The sequence below is a fragment of the Gluconobacter oxydans genome (assembly GCF_006539685.1).
In the GTDB taxonomy this organism is placed as follows: domain Bacteria; phylum Pseudomonadota; class Alphaproteobacteria; order Acetobacterales; family Acetobacteraceae; genus Gluconobacter; species Gluconobacter oxydans.
This window is the reverse complement of record NZ_BJNM01000007.1, coordinates 86,717-103,370: the sequence shown is the minus strand read 5'-3', so window position 1 is coordinate 103,370 and position 16,654 is coordinate 86,717. Positions and strand designations below refer to the sequence as shown.

Sequence of the window (16,654 nt, the reverse complement as noted above, 5' to 3'; positions counted from 1 at the left end):
TATTCTTTCGGGTATTGTTACCCTTCCCCTGACCGTTCATGCTCAGGATACAGCCGCCGTCGCTCCCCAGCATGTTCCCCCTGCGGCGCCTCGCCAACTGCCCTCCACAGGCTCGGCCATCGCCCTGCCACCCGTCCAGAAAGCCCCGCCTCACCCTCCGCATCCGCCCGCGCCATCTGCCGATCATCTGGGCGCGATTTTCGATACGGAGAGTATTTCCTCACTGCTCAACCGCAATGATGACGCCCTGCGGCGCAGCGATCTCACCGCCGGTTATTACGTGCCGGCGGAAGCTTTCGGTCATATCGCGCCCCAGCTCTCACCTTACCGAAACTGGCTGGCAGAGCGCGGCTTCAGCTTCGAGTTCTCCTACAAGGGGGAAGCCATGGCGAATGTCGGTGGCGGCATCAGCAAGGGCATGTCCTACGCCCATGAACTGACCTTCAATACACGATGGGATCTGGGCAAGCTGCTCGGACTGGATGGCTGGATCCTGCATGCGGTGATGATGGAGCGTGCGGGCCGCGAGGTCTCCTATGACCATGTCGGGGACCACCATATCCTGCTGAGCGAGGTCTACAGCCTCTCGGGCCATGCGGCCGCCCATCTGGCAGACATCTATCTTGAAAAATCGTTTTTCAACAACCGTCTCAACATCAATATCGGCCGCATCACGCTGACGCATACCTATGCGACGTCCGTGCTGCTCTGCACGTTCATGGTGCAGTGCTCCGCGCCGCCCGCCATCAAGGCTGACGAGGGCTGGAGCGTCTATCCGAAAGCCAACTGGGGCGGCACGCTGCGCTTCAAACCCACCCGTGACCTGACCCTGCGAACAGGCGTCTACCGGGTCGGCGCGCTGACGGAAAATCCCAGCGGCTGGGCCTGGGGTAGTGAACACTCAACCGGTGTCATGCTGCCGATCGAACTGACCTGGGAGCCCTTTATCAGTCCAGATAACCTTCCCGGCCATTACAAGCTCGGCTTTGCGCATGACACATCGCCTTATGCGGATCGCCTCGGAACCATTCCGGCGATGTTCGCGAAGGAAGTCTTCCATGACGCCACCAAACCGCGTGACACGTTCTATATCGAAGCGGACCAGATGGTGTATCGCAAGGGCGGACAGCACCAGATGGCGGGCGGATACATCCTCGCCGGCTATGTGCACAACACGCCCAGCGTCTCGACATTCTCGGATCAGGTCTATGTCGGCGCATCACTGCTCGGCATTATCCCCCGCCGCCCGTTCGACCGGTTCGGCGTGATGTATTCCTATTATCAGATGAGCCCGGCCATCACGGTCGGCCAGCGCCTGAGGCAGCTTGAGGGCATGTCCATGGGGGCGTTCGTCAACGGCCCCCAAACCCATTCCGCCATTCTGGAAGCCTATTACGGTGTCCCCATCCGGCCGGGTCTCGTGCTGCAGCCGGAGTTTGAATACATGATGCGCCCCGGCCAGACCTCGGTTATTCCGAATGCGACATTGGTGGGCCTCAAGGTCCTCGGGAACCTGTAATATTAAGTCATAGATAACGAATCCGTTACTTGTGATTTAACAGAAACGTTATTCTACAACACAGTAATTACCCGTTCGTGATTTGGAACAGGATTCCCATTTACATAACCTGAAATCCCATAAGGATTACAACCAAGGGACTTTCAGCATGAAAACGATGCTTGCTTCTTTTTTCGTTCTTGGACTTCTGGGCGGCACAGCCCTTGCGCAGGAGCCCAAGGTTGAGAATGCTGTCGCCAACACGACTTCAGGCGAGAAGCCCCGGGTTACACAGGCGGCAGACCGCACCAACAGCGAGACCTGCAATCAGGTCTGGGTCAACACCGCGACGCATGTCTATCACGTTCAGGGCAGCTTCTGGTACGGCGCCACGGCCCACGGGACGTATATGTGTGAAGCGGACGCCAAGCGTGCAGGCAATACCCGCGGCCAGTTCTGACAGACGTTACCAACAGGCTTCAGACCTCATGGAAAATTAGGTCTGAAGCCTGTGATCGTTCAGTCGGATGCGCCGAGACCGGACTGGTCGACCGGGGTTCCATGAACCTGCACCGTAACCTTTCCGGGTTCCGCCTTTTCAGAGGCAGTCTCTTTAGGCGCGGCCCCATCGTCTCCAGCCTGCTTTGCCGCCACCTGCTCGCTGATTTTTTCCTGCTGGCGAAGGGCCGCAGCCTGTGGCTGATGCCCCGCTGCCTCCGCCGCATCCGCCGCCAGAGTGAGCGCCCGGCGCATCCCGCGATAATCCAGCGCATCACGGCGGCTTTTCACAACCGACAGAGCCTCGCTGCTGGCCAGTTCAGGCTGCCCGCGCAGCAGGTTCAGACGGGCCGTCAGTTCCTGCCGGTCAACCTGCGCGCTGCTTTCACGGAAGACCGCCAGATCATTCACGCGCTGGGCCAGAACCGTGTCCTGCCTCAGATCCGCTGCGATCAGACCTGACAGGTAAAACGCCCGTTCACGGATTCCCATATCCGGAGACTGAAGCGCCCGCGCCACAGCCTGGGACGCAAACACCGTGTCATGAAGCCTATACAAGGCGGCCGCGCGGATCACGGCCAGGTCGGACGTATCCGAAACGCCGCGCAGGCTGAGCGCGGCTTCGGTCTCGCCAAGACTTTGCAGGGCTTTCTGCGGCTCGTCTTCCGCCAGCAGGACTGTCGCCAAGTTGAAACCGGCCTCGTGAATGGACGGCGCATCATCGCGCATCAGGGCACGGTCCATCGCGGTCCGGTACTGGGCCTCGGCCTGTGTGGCCTGACCGATCCCATAGACGCTCTTGCCAGTATCCATGGCATCTTCATAAGGCTGATCGGGCTTTGGACCCTTCGTCGCGGTTGAAGACGAGCAGCCGCCCAGCGTCAGGACCATCACGCCCGTGCAGGCCAGAAGAACGCGCTTCATGGCCGCACCGCCTGTGCCGGCAGACGACGCGAGGGCTCCTGCTTGCTGCCCCCACCGCCCAGCAGCCACAACCCGCGCAGCTGATCCGTCAGCTTGCGCAGACTGCTCGCACTCGCCTCCGCCTGGGCCAGAAGAGCCGGAAGCTGGGCTGTGGCCGTATTGGCATGCGCCACGGTCTGCTGCACCTGCGGCATGCTCTGACGCAGGCTGGCCGTGGCGGCTCTTGCGTTGGCCATCGTTCCATCCACCTTCGTCATGACGCCGCCTGCCTGTTTTTCAATGGGTCTGAGATCCGCGATGACAGCATCAAGATGAGCCAGCGCAGCATTGGCCTTATCGAGCACGTCATCCTTGACCAGCAGTCCGCCGATCGTGCCCTGCCCTTTTCGCATGTCGGTCAGCATGTCGTTGACCTGCGTCGTAATGAGCTGGACGTTGTTCATGGCTGGTACGAGCTTGTTGCGCAGATCCATGACCGTCTGGGTAATCACATCCGCCGGGTTGGCCTCGACCGTCGCCTGAAGGACCGCGTAATCCCAGTCGAGCGGCTTGCCCTTGCCCCGGCCCAGTTCAATGTAACTTGCGCCCGCCACGATCAGGCGATGGCGGATGATGGCCGTGCTGTCCTGGCGGATGAAGTTGGCGAACTGCGGGTCCAGATCCCCTTCCGCGTACATCCGGCCCGTCTCGTTGAGCTTAAGCCGGCGGATTTCACCCGCATGGACGCCCATGACCTCGATATCATTGCCGATCGCAAGTCCGGCCACGCCGCTTTCGGGGAGCACGAAATGCAGTTTCTTCTCCGGCGTCAGCCACTGGCGCAGGAAACCGGCCTCCACGACGGCGACCGAGAACATGACGATCGCGGCAAGGACAAGCAGCCCGACCCATTCATCCGCATAGCGGTTCTGAAAGAGTGGACGGGCGGTTTCGGTCTGGCGTACGCGAAACATCAGGAACCTCGCATCGAAAACAGTCCGTCATCATAAAGGCGCAGGCGGATGGTGGCGTCGGACGCATAATCCCCCCACCCGCTTTCATCCGGAGCCATCCACACAACCGCGCATCCCCGGTCCCGCAGATCGGTCACGAGAGACAGGAACGCATTCATCAGCCCGGCCGAGGCCCCTTCCATCGGATGCTCCAGCAGCAGAAGCGCCGGCTCACCCATCATGGCCCGCACACAGGCCGCGCGCTGGCGGTCCATGGCCGACAGACGGTTCGGCGGGATCACCGGCAGTCCAGGCAAGCCAAGCCGGACGGCAAGATGCACGGCCTGGGACTGAAGCCTGTCGATCGGGATGCGTGTATGATGCAGTTGTGGCCACAGGATGTTCATGTGCGTCCCGTACAGGTCCACCCATCCGCCCGTCATCACGACCCGCCCGATCCGGCCCCGCAGCGCGTTACTGCGCCGTTCATCGAGATCGGCCCAGTCCAGCCCCATGCAGCGGACATGACCATCGCCCAGCGGAATGAGACCAACGCACATATCGGCAAACAGCGCAGCCTGCCCCATGTCCCGGCACTCGATCAGGGCGCATTCGCCGGCATTGAGACGCAGGTTGTAACGGCTGGAGACCAGACCGCTCTCATCGAACTGCGGCCTGGCATCCAGCAGCTCAAGCCGGGCATCCAGCGTATTCGGAAAGACGTCGTCAGCCTCAGCCATCGAAGCACACGCTGAAAACGACGTTGATGACCATGATGGACAGCATCCCGCGTGCAAATCCGCGCGGCAGCATGCTCGACAGGTCGTCCTCGGTGGTGACATCCATGCCGGACAGGCACGAGCATACGCCCACGGCATAACCGCTAAAAATGAACTTGGCCGGGATCACAAAATAGTCGATCGGCTTCACGCTGCTGACGACCTGATCCAGAAACGCCCAGATCGGCATCGTGATCGCATCCTCGACACGACAGACGGCATAGCCGACCAGAAGGGCCGTCATGCTGAAAATAACGCCAAGCGTGAAGCCGCTGATCGTCATGGCGAGACTGCGCGGCAGCAGGAACGAGATGAACGGATCGATCCCCATCCCCGTCATGGCACGCATCTGCCCACCCGTCGTGAGCGTGCCGAGTTCGGTGAGCATCAGCATACCCGACCGTCCCAGCAGGATCACGCCGACCAGAACCGGTGCGATCTCACGCACCAGAACCGTGGAAAGGATGGAGCCGGTCATCTGTGCCATGCCCGCGAAACCGAGCCAGTAGACGGTCTGCGCCACGATACCGAAACCCGTCAGCGCCGCCGTCACCAGCGTGCTGAGAATGCCACCGCCCACGGCCTGATGCAGGGAGGCCCAGAACTCGATCCGCACCGTCCGCCGCCAGGTCGTCAGCCGCGTCGCCTCGCGCATGATGCCCCAGCCGGCGCCGATCATCATGAGCGTAAAACGCATCTGCGTGCGGGAGAAATACCCCAGATGCACCAGCATGCTCCGGACCATCGTGATCCGGTCGAGATTGCGCAGCACTTTCATCGACGGCCTGCCAGAATGAAGCTGCGGGTAATCCCGCTATGGGGCAGGTAGAACATTCCTCTCTCACGGAAGAGGAAATGTTCACGCAGGATCATATAGGCCTGTTCGGACACCTGGATCGTCCCCGCATCCGGCGAACTGCCGGTCAGCAACTCGGCACCATTGAGCGCATCACCCCAGATGTTGAAGACCGAAGGCCCTTCTCCGAGCTCCGATGCCATGACCGAACCGACATCCATGCCGATCCGGAAAACGGGATCCAGATCCGCCGCGGCCAGCGAGGACAGGCAGGCCTCACGGATCGAGACCGCCGCATCCGCCAGCCGCACAGCCGCGGAGGGGTCCGGTGTCTGCGAACAGCCGCCCACGAGGACGAGCCGGTTGCTTACGACCTGAACGGAGAACAGTCCGCTGTCACGCGCGATTTTCTGGATTTCCAGACTGAGCGTGCGGATGACGTTCATGGCGCGCGCAATGCTGTCACGATCCGGCGCATAGGGGTCCACGAAGGAAATGACCATGACCGGAACCTGCGGATACACACCCGCCGCAACCGGCTCACCGGCCGTGGCCGACGGCTCCAGAAGAAAGCCCTCGTCAAACCGCGCGTCATGCTTTTCGGTCGGGATCGCCAGACCGGAATGACCCTCGCCCGCCGCCGCATCGAACGGCTTGGCAAAGCGCAGGGCCACGATGGAGCCCACGATGGCGATGATGTGCTCCATCGTCTCCGGTTGTCCCGGATCTTCCAGCACGATCGCGCCAACGGTCTTGTGCGCATTGCGGACCGGCTGGAACAACAGCGTATTTGCCCCCACGGCCCGCATGATGACACGCTGGAAGGTCTGGGTGCGCTCGTCCTGCGAAGCATCCGCGATCGACAGGGTATGCCCCTCGTCCAGAGCCTCGAACAGCTTGCCATTGTCCCGCCGGCTGATCTCGACGCCCGTGCTATGCACGTCGCGCGACGGATCGAAAGCATCCTCGCACAACAGACGGTCCCCATCCGGCAGTAGGCGCCACAGACTGGCACGCCGCGCGCTGGTCCGCGCCGTCAGGACCTCCGTCAGGATCGGCACTTCATGCGCGGGATCGAACAGGTCCGGCGTGCTGGCAATTTCCAGCAGCGAGGCATTCTCCGCCTTGACCTGATCCCGCCCCCGCTGGAGCCGCTTTCTCAGACGCTCCACATGCCGCCCCTGCGCGACCAGCGCGAGCGCCAGCACCGAGGCCAGTCCGACGACCAGCAGCGAGAACCCGATATTCTGCCGCCGGGCCGTCTGGGCGAAATCGGCAAAATCGCTTTCCGGCGCATTCAGCAGCAGCACCCAGTGCCGGTGAACGAAGGGCAGTTCAGAAGCGATGGTGACGTAATTCTTGCCCCGCGCCTGCACCACGCCCGTACCCGGCCCCTTGATACGGAAACGGTTGAGCGCATGGATAAAGACGGGCTGCGTCTTGGGATCAAGGAACACATTCCCCGGATCGAAGGTCTTGGGATCCTGCCCGGCCGCGACATTGTGCCCGGCGATGATCCGGCCGTGCATGTCCACGATCACGGCCTGTCCGCTGCGCCCGACCTGAAGCTTGTTGAGGAACGAGGTCAGCTGGTTCAGCGAAATGTTGATCGCAAAGACCGATTTGTGCCCGTCATGTCCATCAACGGCGAGCGAAGCCGTGATGATGAACTGATGCGTCGAAATATAGGCGTAAGGATCGGTCCAGTGGAGCTGCCGTTCCGGATCGTTCTGATGCTTGACGGCTTTTGCGAACCAGGGGCGCGTGACAACATTATAGCCCTCCGCCGGATCCGCGCTCTCGCCCGTAACGTTGCCGTCCTTGTCCGTATAGACGTGATGATAGACCTGCTTGCCGTCATCGGTCTGGAAATGGGTCTGCTCGAACCCGTCCTGACCGTGCCGCGTGATCATCCAGAACTGGCCCTGATCATTCGCGATATAGAAGCTGTCCACCTGCGGCGTATGCGTCAGGATGGAGCGGCCATAGAGCATGAACGTGTCAGGCGTAGCGTTCGTCAGCGGATCGCGGAACATGTCCTGCGCGATCAGGGCACCAATGGAGGCCGGGGCGAGATAGTCGCTGACCTCCTGTGTCACATAGCGCTGCTGGCTGCGCAGAAGATCGTTGGAGAGCGAAATCGCGCCCTTGCGGGTCGTCTGGTAATTGTGAAGGCTGATGCCTGTAATCGCGGCGATGACCAGAAGCACGCCCACGAGAGGACCCAGGATCTGGAAGATCCTTCGCCGGTCACTGGCAGGGCTCTGGGTGGGATCCACGATTTCTGCGGCTGACAACGTTCTTTCACTCCGAACAGAGACGGGGTCGCGGAACAGGGCCGTACTACCGCGATAGGCCAATATCCTCCGACTATTACCAGACTGCAACCCGTAGCCATGAACTGAAACACGCCTGCACGTCCGAAGTTTACTGTTTTCACATAATCCGATCAGAGGTCTTCCACGCATTCCAGCCCGACGCAGAGATGGCGGATGACGGATTTGCCCGCTATGGTCGGGCGCTTTTCCAGCAGGGTGGTTTTGCTGGAAGCCGTCGGAACAGCGGTGTCTCACATGCACGAATATCTTTCTCACCGCGTCGTCCTGTCATTTACGGGAACGGACCGCGCCAGCTTTCTTCAGGGACTCATCACCAATGACGTCCAGAACCTGACGGACACGACAGCCGTCTGGAGCGCGCTGCTTACCCCGCAGGGACGCTGGCTGAGCGAATTCTTCCTGTATGCCACGCCTGACCGTATCCTGATGGACTGTCCGGCCGATCACGCGGAGATGCTGGTCAAGCGCCTCTCCCGCTTCCGTCTGCGCGCGGACGTGCAGATCGAGAACACGCCCTTCCAGGTCGTCACAGGCGCGGAAGGCCGTGCAGTTCCGGAATCCGTCCTCACGAGTGCCCCGGACCCGCGCTGCGAGGGGGCTGGATGGCGAGCGGTCGTGACAGAACCCGCCCAGGGCGGTGAGACGCCCGCTGCATTTCTGGAACGGCGTCTGACGCTGGGCCTGCCGGACGTCATGGATTTTGAAAGCGAGCAGACGCTGGCGCTCGAAGCCGACATGGACCTTCTGCACGGCGTGTCCTGGAAAAAGGGCTGCTATATGGGGCAGGAACTCACCGCCCGTACCCATTACCGCGGCCTCGTCAAGCGCCGCCTGCTGCCCGTCGTCCTGTCGGAGGGCACGTTCCCCGACGAAGGCGGCGTCATTATTTCCGGCGAGCGTGAAGTGGGCGACATCCGCTCCCGCAGCGGCAATCGGGCGCTCGCCATGCTGCGACGTGACGCCTGGTCCGCATCAGATCTGACATGCAATGGGCAGCCGCTTTCTGTAGTCTGGCCCGTCTGGTTTCCCGAGGAGATGCGTTCGTGACCTATGTTCCCCCCGGCCCGTCCATTGTCGATGACATCATCGCGCAGGTGAAGTTCGACGCGAACGGCCTGATTTCCGCGCTTGCGCAGGCGCCGGATGGCGCGGTGCTGATGCTGGCCTGGATGAATGCGGATGCCCTGCGTGAGACGCTGCTGACGGGCCGTGTCTGCTACTGGTCCCGCAGCCGACAGAAGCTGTGGCGCAAGGGGGAAACCTCGGGCCAGCAGCAGAAGCTCATCGAAGCCCGGCTCGACTGCGACATGGACGCCGTTCTCATGATCGTCGACCAGACCGGCGTGGCCTGCCACACCGGTCGCCGGAGCTGTTTCTATCACGGGGTGACGCCGGACGGGCTGCGCGACACCTCGCAGCCCGAAATCAGCGCCGAAGAGCTTTACGGCCGCTGATCAGCCGCAGACGGCGCCGTCCAGCCCGGCACGAGGAACGTAGCCGGGCAGCCATTCTGGTCGTCCGGTGAGGACAGATAGGCGCCTTCATACGGGAAGCGCGAGAGCTTCTTCGGATCCAGCGTGAACCAGAGCTGCGTCAGCACCATCTGCCCGTTATGGGCCGGTTCGCAGCGGACCTGAAGGGCCCGGCTGTCCCGGACGTTCATCAGACGCGCGAAGGTGGCCAGCATGTCATCGCGGTTGACCTGAAATCCGGACTGTTGCGCCAGCCACAACCCAAAGGCCGAAGCCGCAAACCGGTCCCGCATTTCCATGGACGTGATGAAGAAGCGGTCCGCATCATAGCCAAAGCAGCGGGCGTGCTTCGTGTATTCATGCACATAAAGCGGCTTCTTCAAATGCGGCACAACACCCCGGAGCGCCTCAACCGTTGTCGGCAGGAGCTGCGGCGGAGTGTCGTTGTGATCATAGAGATCACAACCCTTGGACCACCATTCCTGCACCGGCACGCCCTGCGCTTCCAGAGTATGCGGCTCGGACGCCCACAGTCCGTGCAGACCAATCGAGATGCGATGCGTCTGGTCCCATTCACATCCGCCGCCCGTCGCGCAGAAACCGGGCTGCCAGGTCAGGGCCAGCGTGTCATGCCGGAAATCGGTATGGGCCGTGGGCGTGATCGAAGGGCCGGTCGGAACCTGCGAGACGCAGCCCCCCAGCAGGAAAAGAGCGGCAAGAACGGAACGCTTCACGCAGAAAGCCCCTTGGCATGGTGTGTCAGATGGTCCGCGATGAAACTCTGCACGAACCAGTAGGAATGATCATACGCGGCATGACGGCGGAGTTCGAGGGACTGTCCGCCTTCCTTTGCTGCCCCCTCCAGCGCGTCAGGACACAGATCCGCCAGATACTGGTCCATCAGCCCCTGATCCACGAGAATGGTGGACGGATGTGTGTGCCTTGAACGCAGCAGAAGTGTCGGGTCGCAGCTCTGCCATTTCGCCGGATCACCGCCGAAATATGCATCAAACGCTTTCTGCCCCCAGGGCACGATGCTCGGATGGCAGATCGGCGCGAAAGCCGAGACGGTCTTCCAGCGATCGGGATATTTCAGCGCCTGAAGCAGTGCGCCCATGCCGCCCATGGAATGTCCCATAATGCCGCGCCGCGCGCCGTCCAACGGATAGAGCCGCTCCGTTAGCGCGGGCAGTTCCTCGCCGACATAGGTCTCCATCCGGTAGTGATGGCTCCAGGGTTCGGACGTGGCGTCGATATAAAAGCCGGCACCCGATCCGAGATCGTAACTGTCATCCTCACCCTTGATGCCCGTATGGCGCGGGGACGTGTCCGGGGCGACCAGCGCGATGCCATGTTCGGCGGCAAAGCGGATGGCATTGGCCTTGATGAGGAACGTCTCCTGCGTCGCGGTCAGCCCGGCCAGCAGGTGAATGACGGGGACTTTCTGCCCCGCCAGAGCCTCTTTCGGAAGGAAGACTCCGAACGTCGCGGGAACACCAAGCACCTGCGAATTGTGCCGGACAAACCGCAGGGAGCCGTCAAAACAGGCGTGATGCGCCAGAACCTCGATATCGGACACGCTCAGTACTCCACGACAGTACGAATGCTCTCACCGCGGCTCATCATGTCGAAGCCCAGATTGATGTCCGCGAGCTTGAGCTTGTGGGTGATGAGATCATCGATATCGATCCGGCCTTCCATGTACCAGTCCACGATCTTCGGCACATCGGTTCGCCCGCGCGCGCCACCGAATGCCGAGCCGATCCAGCGCCGTCCCGTCACGAGCTGGAACGGCCGCGTGCTGATTTCCTGCCCTGCCCCGGCCACACCGATGACGCAGGACACGCCCCAGCCACGATGCGCGCTTTCCAGCGCCTGACGCATCAGGGTCGGATTGCCGACACACTCAAATGTGTAGTCCAGACCACCACCGGTCATCTCGATCAGATGCCCGACGAGATCCCCGTCCGGCCCCAGATCCTTCGGATTCACGAAATCCGTCATGCCGAACTTGCGGGCAATCGCCTCGCGCTCCGGGTTGATATCGATGCCGATGATCCGGTTGGCGCCGACCATCTTTGCGCCCTGAATGACGTTGAGCCCGATGCCGCCCAATCCGAACACCGCAACGGTCGATCCCGGCTCGACCTTGGCGGTGAACAGCACGGCGCCAATGCCGGTCGTCACGCCGCAGCCGATATAGCAGACCTTGTCGAACGGCGCGTCGGGGCGGATCTTCGCCAGTGCGATTTCCGGCAGAACCGTGAAATTCGCGAAGGTCGAGCAGCCCATGTAATGGTGGATCGGCTGACCTTTATAAGAGAAGCGGGATGTGCCGTCCGGCATCAGGCCCTTGCCCTGCGTGCTGCGGATGGCCGTGCACAGATTGGTCTTGCGCGACAGGCAGGACGGACACTCCCGACACTCCGGCGTATAGAGCGGAATAACGTGATCGCCGGGTTTCAGATGCTTCACCCCGGCCCCGACTTCCCGGACGATGCCCGCACCCTCATGCCCGAGAATGGCCGGAAACAGGCCCTCCGGGTCCTGTCCGGAGAGCGTGTACTTGTCGGTATGGCACAGACCGGTCGCCATGATCTCGACCAGCACTTCCCCGTCGCGGGGGCCTTCAAGCTGAACCGTGTCGATTTCCAGCGGTCTGCCGGCTTCGAACGCAATGGCGGCGGTCACGTCCATAACATCACTCTCCTCTGAAACGGTCCTGACAGGGTGCCGTATTAAATGGCATGGCGGCAAGAGGCCGCTGCAAAAGAAAGTAAAGTGACAGACACCCTTTGGTGTTGGCCGGGGACTGACTTCGCCGCTACGCTTCCGCACAACTTCCCTGCACATCCCGTCATCCGAGGAGACAGCCGTTTGATCGTCAACCGTCCACATGGACTGGCCATTCTTTTCCGGGAATCCCTTCCCCCCCTGATCATCCTGACCCTGTGGGACTTCGTCGTGGTCGTCCTGTTCCAGATCTTTCACCAGGACTGGATGGAGCAGCCGGCACTTCCGATTTCCCTGATGGGCTCAGCACTCGCGATCTTCCTGAGCATGCGCAACAACGCGGCCTATAACCGCTGGTGGGAAGGCCGGACGCTGTGGGGCGCGATCACCAACAACTGCCGCTCCTTCGGCCGCGAAGCCGCGACCCTTCTGGGTGGACGTCCGGATCTGGCCCGCGCCATGGCTGCCTATCCGCATGTCCTGCGCGCAGCCCTGAGGGGCGATCCGCCCAACGAGGACACAAAAAGGCTGCTGACGCCCGAAATGTACGAGAAGGTCTTTTCCTGCTCGAACACGGCCAACATGCTGCTCTACCAGATCGGCCTGGGGGTCCGGGACGAAGTCGAACGCAAGGGAATCGACGGCGCGGTGCATGGCACCGTGGACCGCATCCTGTCCGACATCGCCAACGCACAGGGCGGACTGGAGCGGATCAAGAACACGCCGCTCCCCGCGCAGTATTCCCTCCTGCCCGAAATCGCGACGCATCTGTTCTGCATCATCCTGCCGCTCTCGGCCGTGCAGACGCTCGGCTGGATCACACCGCTGGGTTCCAGCATCATTGGCATGCTGTTCCAGATGCTCGACCGCAGCGGACGCGACCTTCAGGAACCGTTCACGAAGAGCGTCCACGCGCTGCCCATGCTGACCATGGCCCGCACGATCGAGCGCGACCTCCTGCAACCGATCGGGGATCTCCCGCCCGATCCCATCCAGGCCATCCACGGCGTTCAGCCCTGACGGACACAGGAGCCCCCGGTTGCCCCCTTGCGATCAGACAAGACAGCAGGGGGTTTTTCTGCTATAAGCCGGGGCTATGAACACGTTCAAAAGCCCCCAGAAGGGCGGCATGACCGATGAAATGGCTCGTGTCGCAGCCAACAACACTGCCCGTCAGACCGATCCGGAACACGACGCGGACCCGTTCCGCGAAGGTGACTCCATTGTCTACGCCGCGCATGGCGTCGGACGCGTGGACAAGATCGGCATGGTCGAAGTCGCCGATACCGTCATCGAGATGATCCAAATCTCGTTCCCCGGCAACCAGATGACGCTGCGCATCCCGCTGGCCAAGGCCCGCAAGGCCGGCCTGCGCAAGATCGTGACGCGCGACATCGTCGACAAGGCGATGACCGTCATCAAGGGCAAGCCTCATGTCAGCAAGGGCATGTGGGCCCGTCGCGCCGTGGCCTATCAGGAAAAGATCAACTCCGGTGACCTGATCCAGATCGCCGAAGTGCTGCGTGACCTGCGTCGCAACGTCGACAGCCTCGATGGCAGCTTCTCCGAGCGCAAGCTGTTCGAAGCCGCGCAGGAGCGTTTCGTGGCCGAGGTCGCCGTTCTCGAAAACGTCGATCCCGCACAGGTTCTCGAAAACCTGACCAAGACCATGAAGGCCGCCTGAATCGCGGTCAGGAGCGCAGTTTGAAAAGGCTGCACTTCTCCAATATGGATCAGGCTGTGGTTTTCTTCGCATCCCGGACGGGGTCTCTCGCGTTGGCGACACGAGAGATCTTTTCCGTGATGCGTTTTCAGTCACGGTTTCAAACCTGCATTCACAAGGAGAGGTGAGGCCAGATGCCTGCCCCTTACAAAGACCGTTTCGCCGGCAAGAAAGTCCTCGTCACCGGGGCCTCCCAGGGAATTGGCGAGGCCACCGCGCTTCGTTTTGCCGAAGAAGGCGCGCAGGTCGCCCTCAACGGCCGCAAGGAAGACAAGCTGATCGCCGTCCGCGAGAAGCTGCCCAAGGTTTCCGGCGGAGAGCACCCGATCGCCACGGGTGACATTTCCAAAGAAGACGACGTCAAACGTCTGGTTGCCGAGAGCATCAAGGCCATGGGTGGTCTCGACGTTCTGGTCTGCAATGCGGGCTATCAGATCCCCTCCCCGTCAGAAGACATCAAGCTCGAAGATTTTGAAGGCGTGATGGCCGTCAACGTCACGGGGGTGATGCTGCCCTGTCGCGAAGTCATCCGTTACTGGCTGGAAAACGGCATCAAGGGCACGATCATTGTGAACTCCTCCGTTCACCAGATCATCCCGAAACCGCATTATCTGGGCTATTCCGCCTCCAAGGGTGCCGTCGGCAACATTGTCCGCACGCTGGCACTGGAATATGCCAGCCGCGGCATCCGGGTGAATGCCGTGGCGCCCGGCGCCATCGTGACGCCGATCAACATGTCGTGGATCGACGATCCCGAACAGTACAAGGCCGTTTCGAGCCACATCCCGATGAAGCGCCCGGGCGAAAGCCGCGAAATCGCGGATGCCATCACCTTCCTCGCCGCCGAGGACAGCACCTACATCACGGGTCAGACCCTGTATGTCGATGGTGGTCTGACGCTCTACGGCGATTTCGAAAACAACTGGTCCTCGTAAACTTATATGGCCCCTTCCCTTACCGTTCTGCTGATCGAGGATGATTTCCTCATCCGGACCTGCCTGGCGGAGTTCCTGCTCGACAGCGGCCTGACGGTCAGGGAAGCGGACAACTGTGCCGAAGCCCGCGCCATCATCGGCGCGGAGCCGAAGCTCGATGCCCTTGTGGCGGATATGACCCTCCCGGACGGGGATGGCATGACCCTTGTCCAGCCGGCCCGCGAACGCTGGCCCGATCTTCCGGTCATCTATATCAGCGGCCATGGCGACCTGCGGCGTGACGAAACGTCCGGCGATCCCGCGCGGGACCGTTTCATCTCGAAGCCTTATACGCTAGCAAGCATTCAGGAGGCCCTTCTGGAAATGACATCGGCGGCCTCGGACTAGGAGATCCGCATGTCTGCCAGTCTGGACAGACCAGCCCCTGATGATCCGGCCCTGACACCCGGAGAAGAGCAGCTTACATCAGCCAGCCGCCTGGCCCGGGCACAGGATGCCCTCGCCCGCCGGAACCCCGAAGAAGCGCTGGCCATCGCGGACGCCTCCGCGGACGATACGACTGAAATCCCGGCCCTGCATTATGTCCGGGCCCGCGCGCTGTTTCACCTTCACCGCTACGCCGAATGTGCGGAAGAGCTTGAAAAAGCCAGCGCCAATGTCGGCCCCCATGCCATTGCGCTGCTGCTGGACGAAGCCGTTTCCATGCGCCGGCGGGATGATCTGCTGCCGCTGCTGGAAATCTGCCGCAGGCGCAAACCCGATGATCCCCGGCTGATGGATGCTGAAGCAACGGTTCTGATCCAGTTGGCACGCTTCGACGAGGCGGAACTCCTGCTGCGCCAGAGTCTGCACCGCCGCCCCGGCAACCGCAGCACGCTCAACCTGCTCGCCCTTCTCCTGACGGAAACAGGCCGTTTCGAGGGGGCGCTCGCGGTCATGAACGACCTGCGTGAGAGCGATCCGCAGGACTGGGAACCGATCTGCAACATGGCCTGCATCCTCAGCAGCCTCGGGCGGATGGAAGAAGCAGCCAATCTGTACCGGCAGGCGGTTCCCATGGCGCCGAAGGACCCACGCCTGCGTCTCAACCATTCCATCACCATGCTCAAAAGCGGACGCATGGCGCAGGGCTGGGCGGAGCATGAATGGCGTTTCGGACTGCCGGGCCATACCAGCATGCCGTTGGACCGCCTCCTGCCCAATATTTCCCCATCGCTGGATCTCAGGGGCAAGCGCGTTCTGGTGACGCAGGAAGAGGGTCTGGGCGATACGCTGATGTATCTGCGCTACATCCCGCCCCTCGCCCGGACAGGCGCCATCGTCCATATCTGGGGCACCGAGACACTGGCGGCGATCTGCGAACGTTTCGCCGGGGTAGCGGAAGTCCAGTTTGGCGGCGAAACGCCGGAATGCGACTATCACTGCCCGTTCATCAGCCTGCCCCGTGCCTTTTCCGGCACGCCTGACGCGATGGGCGCGCCCGTCCCCTATCTCAGCGCAGACCGGCGGAAAGCCGAGATGTGGCGTCAGCGCCTGCAGGATGATCACAAATTCAGGGTCGGTCTGGTCTGGGCCGGGGCAGCGCGGCCTGAAGATACGGCGGCGCTCATGGTGGACCGCCAGCGTTCCATGCCGCTTTCCGCCCTTGCCCCTCTGGCCGACATTGAAGGCGCGAGTTTCTATTCCCTGCAGAAAGATCGCCCGGCCGAGCAGATCCCCGATTTTCCAGGCGAGCTGATCAATTTCATGCCCGAATGTCACACGATGGACGACACGGCGGCGCTGATGGTGAACCTAGACATCATCGTCTCGGTCGATACGTCAGCCGTTCATCTGGCGGGCGGACTGGGCAAGCCCGTCATCATGATGGACCGCGTCAATAACTGCTGGCGCTGGCTGCACGGGCGTGAGGATACGCCCTGGTATCCGCAGATGACGATCGTCCGTCAGACCCGTTTTGGGGACTGGTCGGACGTCGTGGAGCGCGTGAAACAGCGCCTCGAAAACGCCGTTTCTGCCCATTAG

17 protein-coding genes are annotated in these 16,654 nt (G+C 61.8%); 9 read left to right on the top strand and 8 right to left on the bottom strand.

All coding sequences use genetic code 11. The features are described from left to right. The first annotated feature begins 1 nt into the window (after window position 1). Window positions 2–1,519 (top strand): carbohydrate porin, encoded by a 1,518-nt coding sequence (locus tag GOX01_RS04915; protein ID WP_255314059.1) that lies wholly within the window; start codon window positions 2–4, stop codon window positions 1,517–1,519. A gap of 157 nt (window positions 1,520–1,676) precedes the next feature. Further along, window positions 1,677–1,958: a hypothetical protein gene (locus GOX01_RS04910; protein ID WP_131973804.1), complete on the top strand. Its 282-nt coding sequence runs from the start codon at window positions 1,677–1,679 to the stop codon at window positions 1,956–1,958. Between the two features lie 59 nt (window positions 1,959–2,017). On the opposite strand, the gene GOX01_RS04905 is transcribed toward GOX01_RS04910, so the two are convergent. Genes GOX01_RS04905 through GOX01_RS04885 form a run of 5 tightly spaced genes read right to left on the bottom strand, consistent with a single transcriptional unit; the run spans window position 2,018 to window position 7,724 of the window. Beyond that, window positions 2,018–2,920, bottom strand: a complete 903-nt coding sequence (locus GOX01_RS04905) for a hypothetical protein (RefSeq protein WP_011253540.1) — start codon at window positions 2,918–2,920, stop codon at window positions 2,018–2,020. Next, entirely contained in the window at window positions 2,917–3,873 is a 957-nt protein-coding gene (locus GOX01_RS04900) for an MlaD family protein (protein ID WP_011253539.1), read from the bottom strand. Before GOX01_RS04900 ends, GOX01_RS04905 begins: the two co-directional genes overlap by 4 nt. Continuing rightward, complete coding sequence (locus GOX01_RS04895) at window positions 3,873–4,592, bottom strand: P-loop NTPase family protein (protein WP_062269760.1); 720 nt, start codon at window positions 4,590–4,592, stop codon at window positions 3,873–3,875. The genes GOX01_RS04900 and GOX01_RS04895 overlap by 1 nt, the downstream gene beginning before the upstream one ends. Next, a complete protein-coding gene (locus GOX01_RS04890) occupies window positions 4,585–5,409 on the bottom strand; it encodes an MlaE family ABC transporter permease (protein WP_011253537.1) in 825 nt (274 codons plus the stop codon). The genes GOX01_RS04895 and GOX01_RS04890 overlap by 8 nt, the downstream gene beginning before the upstream one ends. Next, window positions 5,406–7,724, bottom strand: coding sequence for a cache domain-containing protein (locus GOX01_RS04885; protein ID WP_062269762.1), 2,319 nt, complete (start codon window positions 7,722–7,724; stop codon window positions 5,406–5,408). The genes GOX01_RS04890 and GOX01_RS04885 overlap by 4 nt, the downstream gene beginning before the upstream one ends. A gap of 195 nt (window positions 7,725–7,919) precedes the next feature. Between GOX01_RS04885 and ygfZ the strand changes: the two genes are divergently transcribed. Beyond that, window positions 7,920–8,813, top strand: a complete 894-nt coding sequence (ygfZ, locus tag GOX01_RS04880) for a CAF17-like 4Fe-4S cluster assembly/insertion protein YgfZ (protein WP_228119203.1) — start codon at window positions 7,920–7,922, stop codon at window positions 8,811–8,813. Further along, entirely contained in the window at window positions 8,810–9,220 is a 411-nt protein-coding gene (hisI, locus tag GOX01_RS04875; protein ID WP_062269764.1) for a phosphoribosyl-AMP cyclohydrolase, read from the top strand. The genes ygfZ and hisI overlap by 4 nt, the downstream gene beginning before the upstream one ends. Here hisI and GOX01_RS04870 read toward each other — a convergent pair. The 3 genes from GOX01_RS04870 to GOX01_RS04860 are packed head-to-tail and all read right to left on the bottom strand — an operon-like array spanning window position 9,208 to window position 11,935. Next, window positions 9,208–9,972: a ribonuclease T2 family protein gene (locus tag GOX01_RS04870; protein WP_011253533.1), complete on the bottom strand. Its 765-nt coding sequence runs from the start codon at window positions 9,970–9,972 to the stop codon at window positions 9,208–9,210. The genes hisI and GOX01_RS04870 overlap by 13 nt on opposite strands. Then, complete coding sequence (gene fghA / locus GOX01_RS04865) at window positions 9,969–10,817, bottom strand: S-formylglutathione hydrolase (protein ID WP_011253532.1); 849 nt, start codon at window positions 10,815–10,817, stop codon at window positions 9,969–9,971. Before fghA ends, GOX01_RS04870 begins: the two co-directional genes overlap by 4 nt. Window positions 10,818–10,819: 2 nt before the next feature. Then, complete coding sequence (locus GOX01_RS04860) at window positions 10,820–11,935, bottom strand: S-(hydroxymethyl)glutathione dehydrogenase/class III alcohol dehydrogenase (protein ID WP_011253531.1); 1,116 nt, start codon at window positions 11,933–11,935, stop codon at window positions 10,820–10,822. A 180-nt stretch (window positions 11,936–12,115) separates the two neighbouring features. On the opposite strand from GOX01_RS04860, the gene GOX01_RS04855 reads away from it, so the two are divergent. From GOX01_RS04855 to GOX01_RS04835, 5 genes are all read left to right on the top strand, one after another. Beyond that, complete coding sequence (locus GOX01_RS04855) at window positions 12,116–12,991, top strand: bestrophin family protein (RefSeq protein ID WP_024716785.1); 876 nt, start codon at window positions 12,116–12,118, stop codon at window positions 12,989–12,991. Between the two features lie 76 nt (window positions 12,992–13,067). After that, window positions 13,068–13,655, top strand: a complete 588-nt coding sequence (locus GOX01_RS04850) for a CarD family transcriptional regulator (RefSeq protein ID WP_024716784.1) — start codon at window positions 13,068–13,070, stop codon at window positions 13,653–13,655. A 173-nt stretch (window positions 13,656–13,828) separates the two neighbouring features. Further along, window positions 13,829–14,629, top strand: a complete 801-nt coding sequence (locus GOX01_RS04845) for an SDR family NAD(P)-dependent oxidoreductase (protein WP_062269766.1) — start codon at window positions 13,829–13,831, stop codon at window positions 14,627–14,629. Window positions 14,630–14,635: 6 nt separating this feature from the next. Then, the gene (locus GOX01_RS04840; protein WP_062269768.1) at window positions 14,636–15,016 is read left to right on the top strand and encodes a response regulator; all 381 of its coding nucleotides are present in this window, start codon (window positions 14,636–14,638) and stop codon (window positions 15,014–15,016) included. Window positions 15,017–15,025: 9 nt separating this feature from the next. Further along, on the top strand, window positions 15,026–16,654 hold the full coding sequence (locus GOX01_RS04835; protein WP_011253526.1) for a tetratricopeptide repeat protein: 1,629 nt from the start codon (window positions 15,026–15,028) through the stop codon (window positions 16,652–16,654).